The organism is Pseudomonas syringae group sp. J254-4, assembly GCF_032586855.1.
Classification (GTDB): Bacteria; Pseudomonadota; Gammaproteobacteria; order Pseudomonadales; family Pseudomonadaceae; genus Aquipseudomonas; species Aquipseudomonas amygdali.
Window position 1 is genome coordinate 248,591 of record NZ_JAWHOO010000006.1, and the last position, 16,323, is coordinate 264,913.

The window sequence follows — 16,323 nt, forward strand, 5'->3', positions numbered from 1 at the left end:
TTAGTGACGCTGAAATTAGAAGCGGTAGTGCGAGAAAGCCTTGTTGGCCTCAGCCATACGGTGCACGTCTTCACGCTTCTTGACCGCAGCACCTTTACCTTCGGCGGCGTCCAGCAGTTCGCCAGCCAAACGCAGCGCCATTGACTTCTCACCGCGCTTGCGCGCGAAGTCTACCAGCCAACGCATTGCCAGAGCATTACGACGGGACGGACGAACTTCGACAGGAACCTGGTAAGTGGCACCGCCTACACGGCGCGACTTTACTTCGACCAGCGGAGCGATGGCGTCGAGAGCTTTCTCGAAGATTTCCAGGGGGTCGCTGTTCTTGCGTTCTTTAACCTTTTCCAGCGCGCCATAAACGATACGCTCGGCAACGGCTTTCTTGCCGCTTTCCATAACGTGGTTCATGAACTTGGCCAGGATCTGGCTGCCGTATTTTGGATCGTCAAGCACTTCGCGCTTGGCTGCTACGCGTCTTCTTGGCATGGATAAGCCCTCAAACGGTCTTCAGGTTAGCTCGGGACCACCATCCTGCAAGGGATGCGCCCGACCTTACTCTTATCGACTCAGAAAAATAGAAATCTGCAATTTCACACAGAAGCCAAAAACTACTTAGGCTTCTTGGTACCGTATTTCGAGCGACCCTGGTTACGGCCTTTAACGCCGGAAGTATCCAGAGAACCACGAACGGTGTGATAACGAACACCTGGCAAGTCTTTTACACGACCGCCACGGATCAGTACCACGCTGTGCTCTTGCTGGTTGTGCGCTTCACCACCGATGTACGAGGAAACCTCGAAACCGTTGGTCAGGCGCACACGGCAGACTTTACGCAATGCCGAGTTAGGTTTTTTCGGCGTGGTGGTATACACACGAGTGCACACACCGCGACGTTGCGGGCAGTTCTGCAGCGCAGGCACGTCGGATTTCTCGACGATACGCTTACGCGGCTGACGTACCAGCTGGTTGATAGTTGCCATCTACTAGCTCCACTGTTGTCTTGCGACGCTATTGTCTTACAAGAAAAGCAAATGACAGGGCACAAGCCCCGCCAAATTTAGGGGTACAAGAGTCTAAAGAGGATCCCGCCCCCAGTCAAGACAAAGCCCCGACATCCTCAAGAGGCAAACGACACGAAAACGTGCTGTCTGCCAGATGAAAATGCCGAGGCTTTAGTCTCAATTACCGCTGGAGTTCAACGCTTCAGTCAGAGCGGCTTCTACTTCGCTCGCGCTGACACGGGTCGGTTTGTCCATTTCACGACGACGCTTGCGCTCGCTGTGATAAGCCAGACCGGTACCGGCCGGGATCAGACGACCCACAACCACGTTTTCCTTCAGGCCGCGCAAGTAATCGCGCTTGCCAGTCACAGCCGCCTCGGTCAGTACGCGGGTTGTCTCCTGGAAGGAGGCCGCGGAGATGAACGACTCGGTGGACAGCGATGCCTTGGTGATACCCAGCAACACGCGAGTGAACTTGGAGACAAACTTGTCTTCCGTGCTCAAACGCTCGTTTTCTACCAGTACGTGAGTCAATTCCATCTGGTCGCCCTTGATGAAACTGGAATCGCCAGACTCGGCAATTTCAACTTTGCGCAGCATCTGACGCAGAATCGTCTCGATGTGCTTGTCGTTGATCTTCACGCCTTGCAGACGGTATACGTCCTGAATCTCGTTGACGATGTACTTGGCCAGCGCACTCACACCCAACAGACGCAGGATGTCGTGTGGATCGCTAGGACCGTCGGAGATAACTTCGCCGCGGTTCACTTGCTCGCCTTCGAAGACGTTCAGGTGACGCCACTTCGGAATCAGCTCTTCGTACGGATCGCTACCGTCGTTCGGGGTAATGACCAGACGGCGCTTGCCTTTGGTTTCTTTACCGAATGCGATGGTACCGCTGACTTCTGCAAGGATCGACGCCTCTTTCGGACGACGGGCTTCGAACAGGTCGGCAACACGCGGCAGACCACCGGTGATGTCACGAGTCTTCGAAGTTTCCTGCGGAATACGAGCGATAACATCACCGATCGCGATCTGCGCACCGTCAGCCACACCGACCAGGGCGTTGGCTGGCAGGAAGTACTGAGCAGGTACGTCAGTACCTGGCAACAGCAGATCCTTGCCATCCAGACCAACCATCTTCACAGCAGGACGGATGTCCTTGCCGGCAGCCGGACGGTCTTTGGCATCAAGCACTTCAATGTTGGTCATACCGGTCAATTCGTCTGTCTGACGCTTGATCGTGATGCCTTCTTCCATGCCGACGTAGGTAACAGTACCTTTCATCTCGGTGACGATTGGGTGAGTGTGCGGATCCCACTTGGCCACGATAGAGCCAGCGTCGACCTTGTCGCCTTCCTTCACCGAAATCACTGCACCGTATGGCAGTTTGTAACGCTCACGCTCGCGACCGAAGTCATCAGCGATGGCCAGCTCACCGGAGCGGGATACCGCAACCAGGTGACCGTCAACACGCTCAACGTGCTTCAGGTTGTGAAGACGGACAGTACCGCCATTCTTCACCTGAACGCTGTCGGCTGCCGAGGTCCGGCTTGCCGCACCACCAATGTGGAACGTACGCATTGTCAGCTGGGTACCCGGCTCACCGATCGACTGTGCAGCGATTACGCCGACAGCTTCACCGATGTTGACCTGGTGACCGCGAGCCAGGTCGCGACCGTAGCACTTGGCACAGATGCCGTAGCGCGTTTCACAGCTGATTGGCGAGCGAACGATCACTTCGTCGATGCTGTTCAGCTCGATGAACTCGACCCACTTCTCGTCTACCAGCGTGCCAGCAGGAACGATGACGTCCTCTGTACCCGGCTTGAACACGTCACGGGCGATAACTCGACCCAGTACGCGCTCACCCAGCGGCTCTACAACGTCACCGCCTTCAATGTGCGGAGTCATCAGCAGACCGTGCTCGGTACCGCAATCCACCTCGGTAACCACCAGATCCTGAGCAACGTCTACCAGACGGCGAGTCAGATAACCGGAGTTAGCGGTTTTCAGTGCGGTATCCGCAAGACCCTTACGAGCACCGTGAGTGGAGATGAAGTACTGAAGTACGCTCAAACCTTCACGGAAGTTCGCAGTGATCGGCGTTTCGATGATGGAGCCGTCAGGCTTGGCCATCAGACCACGCATACCTGCCAGCTGGCGAATCTGGGCAGCAGAACCACGCGCACCGGAGTCAGCCATCATGTACATCGAGTTGAAGGATTCCTGGTCAACTTCGACGCCATGACGATCGATGACCTTCTCTTTCGAGAGGTTCGACATCATTGCCTTGGACACTTCGTCGTTGGCCTTGGACCAGAGGTCGATCACCTTGTTGTACTTCTCGCCCTGGGTTACCAGGCCGGAGGCGTACTGACTTTCGATCTCTTTAACTTCTTCGGTGGCCGCGTCGATGATGCGAGCTTTTTCATCCGGGATAACGAAGTCGTTAACGCCGATGGAAACACCCGAAATGGTCGAGTAGGCAAAACCGGTGTACATCAACTGGTCAGCGAAGATCACGGTCTCTTTCAAACCAACCACGCGATAGCACTGGTTGATCAGCTTGGAGATCGCCTTCTTCTTCATAGGCTGGTTGACGACGTCGTAGGACAGGCCGGCCGGAACCACCTGGAACAGCAACGCACGGCCAACAGTGGTGTCGACGATACGGGTGTTCTTGACGCTGCCACCATCACGGTCGTTGACCGTTTCGTGGATACGAACCTTGACCTTGGCATGCAGAGCCGCTTCGCCGGCGCGGAATACGCGGTCGACTTCCTGCAGATCCGCAAACACACGACCTTCGCCCTTGGCGTTGATCGCTTCACGAGTCATGTAATACAGACCCAGTACAACGTCCTGCGAAGGAACGATGATTGGCTCACCGTTGGCTGGCGACAGGATGTTGTTGGTCGACATCATCAGTGCACGCGCTTCGAGCTGAGCCTCCAGCGTCAGAGGTACGTGAACGGCCATCTGGTCGCCGTCGAAGTCAGCGTTGTACGCAGCACAGACCAGCGGGTGCAGCTGAATAGCCTTACCTTCGATCAATACTGGTTCAAACGCCTGGATGCCCAGACGGTGAAGAGTTGGCGCACGGTTCAGAAGCACTGGGTGTTCGCGAATGACTTCAGCAAGAACGTCCCAGACCTCTGGCAGCTCGCGCTCGACCATCTTCTTGGCAGCCTTGATGGTCGTGGCCAGGCCACGCATTTCCAGCTTGCCGAAGATGAACGGCTTGAACAGCTCGAGAGCCATTTTTTTCGGCAGACCGCACTGATGCAGACGCAGGGTCGGACCTACGGTAATTACCGAACGGCCCGAGTAGTCAACGCGCTTACCGAGCAAGTTCTGACGGAAACGACCTTGCTTACCCTTGATCATGTCAGCCAGGGACTTCAGAGGACGCTTGTTCGAACCTGTGATCGCACGACCGCGACGACCGTTGTCGAGCAGCGCATCGACCGCTTCCTGCAGCATGCGCTTTTCGTTGCGCACGATGATGTCGGGAGCAGACAGATCCAGCAGACGCTTCAGACGGTTGTTACGGTTGATCACTCGACGATACAGATCGTTGAGGTCGGACGTCGCGAAACGGCCACCGTCAAGCGGAACCAGAGGACGCAGATCTGGCGGCAGAACCGGCAGAACGGTCAGCACCATCCACTCAGGGAGGTTGCCGGAACCCTGGAAGGCTTCCATCAATTTCAGACGCTTGGACAGCTTCTTGATTTTGGTTTCGGAATTGGTTTGCGGAATTTCTTCACGCAGACGGCCAATTTCGTGCTCCAGATCAATAGCGTGCAGCAGTTCGCGGACAGCCTCGGCACCCATGCGGGCGTCGAAGTCATCACCGAACTCTTCGAGGGCTTCGAAGTATTGCTCGTCGTTCAGCAGCTGACCTTTTTCAAGGGTAGTCATGCCTGGATCGATAACGACATAGCTCTCGAAGTAGAGAACACGTTCGATATCACGCAGGGTCATGTCCATCAGCAAGCCGATACGGGACGGCAGCGATTTCAGGAACCAGATGTGAGCAACCGGCGAAGCCAGCTCGATGTGAGCCATGCGCTCGCGACGAACCTTGGCCAGTGCTACTTCAACACCGCATTTTTCGCAGATGACACCACGGTGCTTCAGGCGCTTGTACTTACCGCACAGGCACTCGTAATCTTTTACCGGGCCAAAGATCTTGGCGCAGAACAGACCGTCACGCTCAGGCTTGAACGTACGGTAGTTGATGGTTTCCGGCTTTTTAACTTCACCGAACGACCAAGAGCGGATCATCTCAGGCGATGCAAGTCCGATACGGATTGCGTCGAACTCTTCGACTTGACCCTGGTTTTTCAGCAAATTCAGTAGGTCTTTCAAGGCTTTTCCTCCTGGCGGAGCAGGGAGCAGGCAATACCGCCCTGCCCCCGATTCGCGTCACGTGTTATTCGGTTTCCAGATCGATATCGATACCGAGCGAACGGATTTCTTTGATCAACACGTTGAAAGACTCGGGCATGCCCGGCTCCATACGGTGATCGCCGTCCACGATGTTTTTGTACATCTTGGTACGACCGTTCACATCGTCCGACTTCACTGTGAGCATTTCCTGCAGAGTGTACGCCGCGCCGTATGCTTCCAGCGCCCACACTTCCATCTCCCCGAAACGCTGACCACCGAACTGTGCCTTACCACCCAGCGGCTGCTGAGTAACCAGGCTGTACGAACCAGTGGAACGCGCGTGCATCTTGTCGTCCACCAAGTGGTTCAGCTTCAGCATGTACATGTAGCCAACCGTTACAGCACGTTCAAACTTGTTGCCGGTACGACCGTCGAACAGCTGCATCTGGCCGCTTTCCGGCATATCTGCCAGCTTGAGCATTGCCTTGATTTCGCTTTCCTTGGCACCGTCGAAAACCGGGGTAGCCATCGGTACGCCGTTACGCAGGTTCTTGGCGAGGTCCAGGATTTCGTTGTCGCTGAGGTCTTCCAGAGTTTCCTGACGACCGCCGATTTCGTTGTAGATCTCGTTGAGGAACTTGCGCAGCTCAGCAACTTTACGCTGCTCTTCAAGCATGCGGTTGATCTTCTCGCCCAGACCTTTGGCCGCGAGGCCCAGGTGGGTTTCGAGAATCTGACCAACGTTCATACGCGAAGGTACGCCCAGCGGGTTGAGGACGATATCCACCGGCGTGCCATTGGCATCGTGCGGCATGTCTTCAACCGGCATGATCACGGAGACCACACCCTTGTTACCGTGACGACCGGCCATCTTGTCGCCCGGCTGGATGCGACGACGGATTGCCAGGTAGACCTTGACGATTTTCAGAACGCCTGGAGCCAGGTCATCGCCCTGCTGCAGTTTGCGTTTCTTGTCTTCGAACTTGTCATCCAGAAGACGGCGACGATCAACGATGTAGGCCTGAGCTTTCTCAAGCTGCTCATTCAGAGCATCTTCAGCCATGCGCAGTTTGAACCACTGACCATGCTCAAGACCATCAAGCACTTCGTTGGTGATTTCCTGACCTTTCTTGAGGCCAGCACCGCCTTCGGCTACACGACCCACCAGCGCAGAGCGCAGACGTTCGAAAGTAGCGCCTTCGACAATACGGAACTCTTCGTTCAGATCCTTACGGATCTCGTCGAGTTGCGACTTCTCGATGGACAGGGCACGCGCATCACGTTCGACGCCATCACGGGTGAAGACCTGAACGTCAATGACAGTACCCTTGGTGCCGGTCGGCACGCGCAGGGAAGTATCTTTAACGTCGCTGGCTTTCTCACCGAAAATCGCGCGCAACAGTTTTTCTTCCGGAGTCAGCTGGGTCTCGCCTTTCGGAGTGACCTTACCGACCAGGATGTCGCCGGCGCCTACTTCGGCACCTACATAAACGATACCCGCTTCGTCCAGCTTGTTCAGAGCCGCTTCACCCACGTTCGGGATGTCGGCGGTGATCTCTTCAGGCCCAAGCTTGGTGTCACGTGCCACACAGGTCAGTTCCTGAATGTGGATCGTGGTGAAGCGGTCTTCCTGAACAACACGCTCAGAAAGACAGATCGAGTCTTCGAAGTTGAAACCGTTCCAGGCCATGAACGCGATGCGCATGTTCTGACCCAGAGCCAGCTCACCCATATCGGTGGACGGGCCGTCGGCCATGATGTCGCTACGCTGAACACGGTCACCCTTGCTGACCAGCGGACGCTGGTTGATGCAGGTGTTCTGGTTCGAACGGGTGTATTTGGTCAGGTTGTAGATATCTACACCTGCCTCACCTGTTTCTACTTCGTCATCGGCAACGCGAACAACGATACGGCTGGCGTCAACCGAGTCGATCACACCACCACGACGAGCCACGACGCAAACGCCGGAGTCACGGGCAACGTTGCGCTCCATGCCGGTACCTACCAGCGGCTTGTCGGCACGCAGGGTCGGTACAGCCTGACGCTGCATGTTGGAACCCATCAATGCGCGGTTGGCGTCATCGTGCTCGAGGAACGGAATCAGCGACGCGGCTACCGACACAACCTGCTTGGGCGAAACGTCCATCAGGGTGACATCGGCAGGTGCCTTGACGGTGAATTCGTTCAAGTGACGCACAGCAACCAGCTCGTCGATCAGCTCTTGCTTGTCGTTCATTGCAGCCGAAGCCTGAGCAATGACGTGGTCCGCTTCTTCGATCGCCGAAAGGAAAACGATTTCTTCGGTTACCAGACCTTCCTTGACCACACGGTACGGGCTCTCAAGGAAGCCATACTGGTTGGTGCGAGCATAAGCCGCCAGGGAGTTGATCAGACCGATGTTCGGACCTTCCGGCGTCTCGATCGGGCAGACACGGCCATAGTGAGTCGGGTGAACGTCTCGAACTTCAAAGCCGGCACGCTCACGAGTCAGACCGCCAGGGCCGAGTGCAGAAACACGACGCTTGTGAGTGATCTCGGAAAGCGGGTTGTTCTGGTCCATGAACTGGGAAAGCTGGCTGGAACCGAAGAACTCCTTGACCGCCGCCGCAACAGGCTTGGCGTTGATCAGGTCCTGAGGCATCAGACCTTCGCTTTCTGCCATGGACAGACGCTCTTTGACAGCGCGCTCGACACGGACCAGACCTACACGGAACTGGTTCTCGGCCATCTCGCCAACGCAACGAACGCGACGGTTACCGAGGTGGTCGATGTCATCGACGATGCCTTTGCCGTTACGGATGTCAACGAGCGTCTTGAGGACCGCTACGATGTCTTCCTTGCACAACACACCCGAACCTTCGATTTCGGTACGACCGATACGACGGTTGAACTTCATCCGACCTACAGCAGACAGGTCATAACGCTCAGGACTGAAGAACAGGTTGTTGAACAGCGTTTCGGCTGCATCCTTGGTCGGAGGCTCGCCAGGACGCATCATGCGATAGATCTCGACCAGCGCTTCCAGTTGGTTGCTGGTGGAGTCGATCTTCAGCGTGTCAGAGACGAACGGACCGCAGTCGATATCGTTGGTGTACAACGTCTCGATGCGAACGACCTGAGCCTTGGCGATCTTGGCCAGAATTTCAGTGTTCAGCTCGGTATTGCACTCGGCAATGATCTCACCGGTTGCCGGATGCACGATGACCTTGGCAGTGGTACGACCCAGGACATAGTCCAGAGGTACTTCCAGCTCTTTGATCCCGGCTTTTTCCAGCTGGTTGATGTGACGAGCGGTAATACGGCGACCCTGCTCGACAATGACCTTGCCCTTGTCGTCCAGAATATCCAGAACGGCAATTTCACCACGCAGGCGCTGAGGCACCAGTTCCAGGCTCAGGTTTTCGCCGCGCACATGGAATACGTTGGTGGTGTAGAAAGCATCGAGCACTTGCTCGGTGGTGTAACCCAGAGCGCGCAGAAGTACGGACGCAGGCAGCTTGCGACGACGGTCGATACGGACGAATACGCAGTCTTTCGGATCGAACTCGAAGTCCAGCCACGAACCGCGGTAAGGAATGATACGAGCGGAGTAAAGCAGCTTACCGGAGCTGTGCGTCTTGCCACGGTCGTGGTCGAAGAATACGCCAGGCGAGCGGTGAAGCTGAGACACGATAACGCGCTCGGTGCCATTGATTACAAAGGTACCGTTTTCAGTCATCAGGGGGATTTCACCCATGTAGACTTCTTGCTCTTTGATGTCCTTGATCGCTTTGTTCGACGATTCTTTGTCGAAAATGATCAGACGGACCTTGACCCGCAGAGGTACTGCGTAAGTCACACCGCGCAGCACGCATTCCTTGACATCAAATGCCGGTTCGCCCAAGCGATAACCTACATACTCCAGCGCAGCATTGCCGGAGTAGCTGATGATCGGGAAAACGGATTTGAAGGCTGCATGCAGACCGACGTCGCGGAACTGATCTTTGGTCGCTCCCGCCTGCAGGAATTCGCGATACGAATCCAGCTGGATGGCCAAGAGATACGGCACATCCATTACGTCCGGCAACTTGCTAAAGTCCTTACGGATACGTTTTTTCTCAGTATATGAGTAAGCCATCAGCGTTCCCCAGCTTGGTCACCTGCTTGTTTGGCTCCCTCCCGACGGAAGCAGCCAGAAAATCTTGCAAACCCCTTGGTTTGCGCCACCGCCATCGGTGGATACCGCACATTACAGACGTTGACAGCGCCAATCGTCTATAACGGAAAAAGGCCGGTGGCAAAAGCCACCAGCCATCAGCCTTTCGCTAATCGCGTGGGCTGGACACTCAAAGTCGGTGCTTATTTCAGCTCGACTTTAGCGCCTGCTTCTTCCAGAGTAGCTTTGGCTTTGTCAGCTGCGTCTTTGGCAACAGCTTCCAGAACCATTGCTGGCGCGCCGTCAACGACTGCCTTGGCTTCTTTCAGGCCCAGACCGGTCAGTTCACGTACTGCCTTGATCACGTTAACTTTCTTCTCGCCAGCTTCCAGCAGCATGACGTTGAATTCAGTTTGTTCTTCAACAACAGCAGCAGCAACAGCTGGACCAGCCGAACCGGCAGCAGCGGTAACGCCGAACTTCTCTTCGAACGCCTTGATCAGCTCTACAACCTGCAGAACGGACATTTCAGCTACGGCGTTAAGGATATCGTCTTGAGAGATGGACATGACTCAATTTCCTGAATTGGGGGACGGCCTACGCGACCATCAAAATAAACAAAAATACGCGAAAAGATCTGACTCAGCCTTAGGCTGCAGCTGCTTCTTTTTGGTCGCGAACAGCCGCCAGAGTACGAGCCAACTTGCTGGTAGCGCCTTGAATCACGCTCATCAGCTGAGAAATTGCTTCGTTACGGGTCGGCAGGCTTGCCAGTACATCGATCTGATTAGCTGCGAGGAACTTGCCCTCGAACGCAGCTGCCTTGATCTCGAACTTGTCCTGACCTTTGGCGAATTCCTTGAACAGACGGGCAGCAGCGCCAGGATGTTCGTTGGAGAACGCGATCAAGGTCGGGCCAGTGAACACGTCGTTGAGGACACTGAATTCAGTGTCAGCAACAGCGCGCTTGAGCAGGGTGTTACGTACAACGCGTACGTAAACGCCAGCTTCACGAGCCTCTTTACGGAGTCCGGTCATAGCGCCGACCGTCACACCGCGGGCATCAGCCACGACAGCGGACAGACCAGCTTTGGCAGCCTCGTTGACTTCAGCGACGATGGCCTTCTTGTCTTCGAGTTTAATTGCCACGGGTTTAACTCCTGCTTGTTACCGTTTCATCCGACCGGAGTCAGATGTCGTTTTGGTGTCTGATTCGGTAAGGAACCGGGAGCACCATCTGCGTAGGCTTGAGGTTTAAGACTTGCGTCGCCTACGGTCTTGGATAGCCCCCGCCAGGCAGGGACCCCAATCTTTCAAACGGTACGGCGTAAAACCGCACAGTTTCTGTCTTACGCTTCCAACGAACCCTGGTCGATGACCAGGCCTGGGCCCATAGTGGTGCTCAGGGTGATGCGCTTGACGTAAATACCTTTCGAAGAAGCAGGCTTGATACGCTTGAGATCAGCGATCAGGGCTTCAACGTTTTCCTTCAGCTTGACAGCGTCGAAACCGACCTTGCCAACGGAAGTGTGGATGATGCCGTTTTTGTCGGTGCGATAACGAACCTGACCAGCCTTGGCGTTCTTGACGGCGTTAGCCACGTCAGGAGTAACGGTGCCGACTTTCGGGTTAGGCATCAGACCACGAGGACCGAGAACCTGACCCAGCTGACCCACAACGCGCATTGCGTCCGGGGAAGCGATAACGACGTCATAGTTCAGATCGCCCGCTTTCATTTCAGCAGCCAGATCATCCATACCAACGCGATCAGCACCGGCAGCCAGAGCAGCTTCAGCAGCAGGACCCTGAGTGAACACTGCAACGCGTACAGTTTTACCAGTGCCGTGCGGCAGTACGGTAGCGCTACGAACAACCTGGTCGGACTTACGAGGATCAACACCCAGGTTAACAGCAACGTCTACAGACTCGCTGAACTTGACGGTCGACAGCTCGGTCAGCAGGGCTGCGGCGTCTACGAAATTGTAAGACTTACCAGCTTCGATCTTGCTGGCGATTGCCTTTTGACGCTTGGTCAGCTTAGCCATTACACACCCTCCACGTTAAGGCCCATGCTACGAGCGGAACCGGCGATGGTACGCACGGCCGCTTCCATGTCAGCTGCAGTCAGATCCGCATTTTTTGCTTTAGCGATATCTTCCAGCTGAGCACGAGTCACGGTGCCAACTTTAACGGTGTTCGGGCGAGCCGAGCCGCTGGTCAAGCCTGCAGCTTTCTTCAGCAGAACCGATGCAGGAGTACTTTTTGTTTCGAAAGTGAAGCTACGGTCGCTGTATACAGTGATGATCACTGGAGTCGGCAAGCCTGGCTCAATACCCTGAGTACGGGCGTTGAACGCTTTGCAGAATTCCATGATGTTCACACCGTGCTGACCCAGAGCAGGACCAACTGGCGGGCTTGGGTTAGCCTGAGCGGCTTTCACTTGCAGCTTGATGTATGCGGTTATCTTCTTGGCCATGAGGCACTCCAATTACGGGTTCAAGCGCCAATAAAGGCTCCCCGGTTACTTACGCGTATATCCCAGTGACGAAAAAACCCCACAGCCTTGGGCTGCGGGGTATGGGATTCCAGCTCAGTTATGCCTTTTCGACCTGACTGAACTCCAGCTCTACCGGGGTAGAGCGTCCGAAAATGAGCACCGCCACTTGAATCCGGCTCTTTTCGTAGTTAACTTCTTCAACCGTGCCGTTGAAATCAGCGAACGGACCGTCGGTGACACGAACAACCTCACCCGGCTCGAACAGAGTTTTCGGCTTCGGCTTGTCGCTACCGTCAGCAACACGACGCAGAATCGCTTCTGCTTCTTTGTCAGTGATCGGAGCAGGCTTATCTGCGGTACCGCCGATGAAGCCCATGACACGCGGGGTGTCCTTGACCAAGTGCCAAGTACCCTCATTCATGTCCATCTGGACAAGCACGTAACCTGGGAAGAACTTGCGTTCGCTTTTGCGCTTCTGGCCATTACGCATTTCAACCACTTCTTCAGTGGGAACCAGAATTTCGCCGAAGCCATCTTCCATGCCTGCCAGCTTCACACGCTCGATCAACGAGCGCATGACATGCTTCTCGTAACCCGAGTAAGCATGCACTACGTACCAACGCTTAGCCACGGGACACCCTTAGCCAACTATCAAGGAAACAAGCCAGCCGAGCAGGGAATCAAGCCCCCACAACAGCAACGCCATAACCAGCACAACTGCCACAACGATCAACGTGGTTTGAGTGGTTTCTTGGCGAGTAGGCCATACGACTTTACGAATCTCAGCGCGAGCTTCTTTCGCCAAAACGAAGAAGGCTTTACCCTTACCGGTCTGGAGCGCGACAAATGCAGCTGCAGCAGCAATCACAAGGAGAGCAAGAACGCGGTACAGGATCGGCTCAGCAGAATAATACTGATTACCGACAACACCCACGACAACCAAAACGACTACCAGGAGCCACTTCAGCATATCAAAGCGAGAGTCTGATGCTTCAGCCTTGGGATTCATCTACGGAGATCCTGTGAAAAGAAAGCCAGATTACATCTAGGAAATCTGGCAGGTCAGGAGGGAATCGAACCCCCAACCTACGGTTTTGGAGACCGTCGCTCTGCCAATTGAGCTACTGACCTAAAAGCAAAATCAGGCCGACCATTATGCGGACCTGACGAGAGTTTTTCAACACCTTATTCAGGGAGCGCCTTACAGGTGACGCACTCCGAACAAGCTTCAAGCGGATCACGCACAGCGCAACCACCTAAAACAAAGGCAGATATTTTCATATCTGCCTTTAGCAATGGAGCTCTTGAGCGGATTTGAACCGCTGACCTCACCCTTACCAAGGGTGTGCTCTACCAACTGAGCTACAAGAGCAAAACACAATGCATGAACCACAAACCTGGAGCGGGTAGCGGGAATCGAACCCGCATCATCAGCTTGGAAGGCTGAGGTTCTACCACTAAACTATACCCGCGCAATTTGCAGATCGCGCTAAATCTGGTGGAGGGGGAAGGATTCGAACCTTCGAAGTCGTAGACGTCAGATTTACAGTCTGATCCCTTTGGCCGCTCGGGAACCCCTCCTAAGCGAGGCAGCATTCTCAACTCATGCTGCCCTTCTGTCAACCTTTTTCTCAGTAAAAACCTGAGGTTACATGCGTTGACTACTACCACCCCGTTCGCGAGACTTTCACCTCGCTGCGAAGCGGGCGCCATTCTATGTAAACTACTCAGCAGTTGCAATGCCCTCGCACGACATTATTTGATTTTTTAATTGTGGGAAATCCTGACTCAATTGATTGATCACACCTGCCTCCACAAGACGTCGACTTTCCGGGGCAATTCTTAACCAGTAGGCCGTCGCCCCGCTCGTTTGCAGTGACTGAAATTGAGACTGGATATCCAGACTGTTCAAGCGCTGCTCCACCAGCCGAGCATCCTCTTGCCTGGCAAAGCCACCGACATACAGACACCTCGTGTCAGCATCACGCGACGCGCGCCCCGCATCCGACTCGCTAAGCAGACGAATATCCTGCTGGGAAGCGCGATGCAACGACAGTGGCATGACCTCTTTGGCCCTGAGCGGAGCCTCCTGCTGATGCCAGAGGTAATAAAAGGCATTAAGCATCAACAGCAGAAGAAATAACCAACGCATAGAGACCTCAACGCAAAGGGCAAGCCAGAGCCAGACCCACGAAGACCAGATCAGGAACAATACGAGCCCCCGGCAGTACATCCGCAACCAGCGCAGCATCCCCGCCAGTCACAAAAATAGCAAAATCGTTGCCCCAGTACCCCTGCGCTATCTCAATCTGAGTCAATGCAAAACCGCGAAGCATCAACGAGCAGCCGCGCTCTACAGCCTCTGCAGTCGCACGCCCAGGAACAAGACGGGCCAGGGCTTTTTCAGCCTCTGTGTCGTCATATCTGATGCGACGGGTATGGGTACGCAACTGATTGCGCATCAAGGGCATTCCAGGACAGATGAAGCCACCGAGATGGGCGCCACCGGCGTCGACAAAATCAGACGTCACAGCGGTTCCCAGATCGATCACCAGGCACGCACTCCTGGCGAGATGGTAAGCACCTACAAAAGCCAGCCAGCGGTCCAGCCCCAGACGCGCAAAGTCGTCATAGCCATTAATCACGCCAGCAAGCTCTTGAGCAGGTTCCGCGCAGACAGGCGCAACGGAAAAGGTGTCAGCCAGCAAAGAGACAAGCCTCGCGGTTTCTTCGGCGCTACGCACACTCACCAGACGGCAGTCAGTGAATGATGTGTCAGGCAGATTGCTCAAGTGCGTCAGCAAGGCAGCATCGGAGTCCACAACCCCGCCGCTAATCACTGTTGCATCACCTTTCGCTGTTATCCGCCACTTGATGAAGCTGTTGCCACAGTCGAGCTCAAGAATCATCTCGCAACCTCAGGCTGAGCTCGCCACCACTAAAGCTCTTTTCTACCCCATTCACTTCCAAACGCAACGCTCCAAGCGAATCGACTCCCAAGACCACCCCTTCAACTGCCTCAGCTCCTGAAAGCAATCTGACGGTAGCTCCCTGCCACAAATGCCCGCGCTCCCACTCATCCTGAAAAGCCACGAAGCCTTCCTTGCGATGAACTGCCAGAAGAGACTCAAGCTGACTGCTTATAAGGGCTGCAATCCGATTTCGATCAGCAAGGCTGCCGGTTTCGAGTCGAATCGACGTCCATAGCTGATCCACTTCGCTCGATGACCGCATGTTCACGTTCACCCCTATTCCGATGATCACATGACAAACATCTGCCGGATCACCAACAAGCTCAAGCAAAATGCCGGCAATCTTCTGCCTCCCTACCAGCACATCATTAGGCCATTTCAGGCCAGCTCCTTGAACCCCAATATCACGCAGTACTTTCATCACAGCCAATCCGACCAACAGGCTGAGACCTTCCAGCTGACGCATTCCACCATCAATGCGCAGGACCAGACTGTAATACAGGTTCTCGGCAAATGGACTTACCCACTTTCGACCACGCCTGCCCCTTCCTGAGGTTTGCTGCTCGGCCACCACCAGCAAAGGCATGGGAGCCCCTTGAGCAATCAGGCGCGCGGCCTCTGCATTGGTTGAGTCGATAGTGTCGTAGGTGCGTACAGACCAGTTGGCAGGGAGTCCACACTGGGCTATGCCAGCGGGGCTTAAAAGCGAAATAGGCGTTGCCAGTCGATAACCCCGTCCGCGCACTTTGTGCACCTCTATGCCGAGGTCAGCTTCAAGTTGCTGAAGCTGCTTCCAGACCGCACTGCGGCTTATGCCGAGGGCACTGCCTAATACCTGTCCAGAATGAAATGCACCATCGGCAAGAAGCGTTAACAAGGTCAGCATTTGGAGTCGCCTGGCAATGAGGCACGCATAATAGCCACGCAGGAGCATGCTGCATAGAAACGAAAATGTATTTTCATGGTGGCTTTTGTGCAGCAGAAAAACAAAAACCCTCAACGCGTAAGCGATGAGGGTTTCTGGAATTTAATCTTGACGATGACCTACTCTCACATGGGGAAACCCCACACTACCATCGGCGATACATCGTTTCACTACTGAGTTCGGGATGGGATCAGGTGGTTCCAATGTTCTATGGTCGTCAAGAAATTCGGGTACCGAATCGTGCCATGCGGCGCGCTTCAGCAAATCGGGTATGTGATAGCTCGGTGCGTTTGTGACGCAAACTTTCGGTTCGTGTCATCTTCACAGTCACCGCAATCTGGTCGTTCGACTCAAATTGCTTGGGTGTTATATGGTCAAGCCTCACGGGCAATTAG

The 16,323-nt window shown here is 54.9% G+C and carries 13 protein-coding genes, 4 tRNA genes and 1 rRNA gene; all 18 read right to left on the reverse strand.

What is annotated here, in order from left to right; all coding sequences use genetic code 11:
- Positions 1-15 precede the first annotated feature (15 nt).
- The gene (gene rpsG / locus RYB09_RS10595; protein ID WP_002555493.1) at positions 16-486 is read right to left on the reverse strand and encodes a 30S ribosomal protein S7; all 471 of its coding nucleotides are present in this window, start codon (positions 484-486) and stop codon (positions 16-18) included.
- 122 nt (positions 487-608) lie between these two features.
- A complete protein-coding gene (gene rpsL / locus RYB09_RS10600) occupies positions 609-980 on the reverse strand; it encodes a 30S ribosomal protein S12 (RefSeq protein ID WP_316888239.1) in 372 nt (123 codons plus the stop codon).
- Positions 981-1,178: 198 nt separating this feature from the next.
- On the reverse strand, positions 1,179-5,378 hold the full coding sequence (gene rpoC, locus RYB09_RS10605; protein WP_002555495.1) for a DNA-directed RNA polymerase subunit beta': 4,200 nt from the start codon (positions 5,376-5,378) through the stop codon (positions 1,179-1,181).
- 64 nt (positions 5,379-5,442) lie between these two features.
- Positions 5,443-9,516: a DNA-directed RNA polymerase subunit beta gene (gene rpoB, locus RYB09_RS10610; protein WP_058402690.1), complete on the reverse strand. Its 4,074-nt coding sequence runs from the start codon at positions 9,514-9,516 to the stop codon at positions 5,443-5,445.
- Between the two features lie 221 nt (positions 9,517-9,737).
- Positions 9,738-10,103 (reverse strand): 50S ribosomal protein L7/L12, encoded by a 366-nt coding sequence (gene rplL, locus RYB09_RS10615; RefSeq protein ID WP_002555497.1) that lies wholly within the window; start codon positions 10,101-10,103, stop codon positions 9,738-9,740.
- 79 nt (positions 10,104-10,182) lie between these two features.
- The gene (gene rplJ / locus RYB09_RS10620) at positions 10,183-10,683 is read right to left on the reverse strand and encodes a 50S ribosomal protein L10 (protein WP_002555498.1); all 501 of its coding nucleotides are present in this window, start codon (positions 10,681-10,683) and stop codon (positions 10,183-10,185) included.
- Between the two features lie 200 nt (positions 10,684-10,883).
- Positions 10,884-11,579 carry a 50S ribosomal protein L1 gene (gene rplA, locus RYB09_RS10625; RefSeq protein WP_002555499.1) on the reverse strand — a complete coding sequence of 232 codons (696 nt, stop codon included), beginning with the start codon at positions 11,577-11,579 and terminating at the stop codon, positions 10,884-10,886.
- Positions 11,579-12,010: a 50S ribosomal protein L11 gene (gene rplK / locus RYB09_RS10630; RefSeq protein ID WP_002555500.1), complete on the reverse strand. Its 432-nt coding sequence runs from the start codon at positions 12,008-12,010 to the stop codon at positions 11,579-11,581. Before rplK ends, rplA begins: the two co-directional genes overlap by 1 nt.
- 118 nt (positions 12,011-12,128) lie before the next feature.
- Positions 12,129-12,662: a transcription termination/antitermination protein NusG gene (gene nusG, locus RYB09_RS10635; protein WP_002555501.1), complete on the reverse strand. Its 534-nt coding sequence runs from the start codon at positions 12,660-12,662 to the stop codon at positions 12,129-12,131.
- Positions 12,663-12,671: 9 nt separating this feature from the next.
- The gene (secE, locus tag RYB09_RS10640; RefSeq protein WP_002555502.1) at positions 12,672-13,040 is read right to left on the reverse strand and encodes a preprotein translocase subunit SecE; all 369 of its coding nucleotides are present in this window, start codon (positions 13,038-13,040) and stop codon (positions 12,672-12,674) included.
- A 46-nt stretch (positions 13,041-13,086) separates the two neighbouring features.
- Positions 13,087-13,162, reverse strand: a tRNA-Trp gene (locus tag RYB09_RS10645).
- A 165-nt stretch (positions 13,163-13,327) separates the two neighbouring features.
- Positions 13,328-13,403, reverse strand: a tRNA-Thr gene (locus tag RYB09_RS10650).
- Between the two features lie 26 nt (positions 13,404-13,429).
- Positions 13,430-13,503 (reverse strand) — tRNA-Gly (locus tag RYB09_RS10655).
- A 24-nt stretch (positions 13,504-13,527) separates the two neighbouring features.
- Positions 13,528-13,612 (reverse strand) — tRNA-Tyr (locus RYB09_RS10660).
- Positions 13,613-13,754: 142 nt separating this feature from the next.
- Positions 13,755-14,183: a hypothetical protein gene (locus RYB09_RS10665; RefSeq protein ID WP_058408616.1), complete on the reverse strand. Its 429-nt coding sequence runs from the start codon at positions 14,181-14,183 to the stop codon at positions 13,755-13,757.
- A gap of 7 nt (positions 14,184-14,190) precedes the next feature.
- Entirely contained in the window at positions 14,191-14,940 is a 750-nt protein-coding gene (locus RYB09_RS10670; RefSeq protein WP_122259607.1) for a pantothenate kinase, read from the reverse strand.
- Entirely contained in the window at positions 14,930-15,889 is a 960-nt protein-coding gene (birA, locus tag RYB09_RS10675) for a bifunctional biotin--[acetyl-CoA-carboxylase] ligase/biotin operon repressor BirA (RefSeq protein ID WP_193601038.1), read from the reverse strand. The genes RYB09_RS10670 and birA overlap by 11 nt, the downstream gene beginning before the upstream one ends.
- 145 nt (positions 15,890-16,034) lie before the next feature.
- Positions 16,035-16,150, reverse strand: a 5S ribosomal RNA gene (rrf, locus tag RYB09_RS10680).
- Positions 16,151-16,323 lie beyond the last annotated feature (173 nt).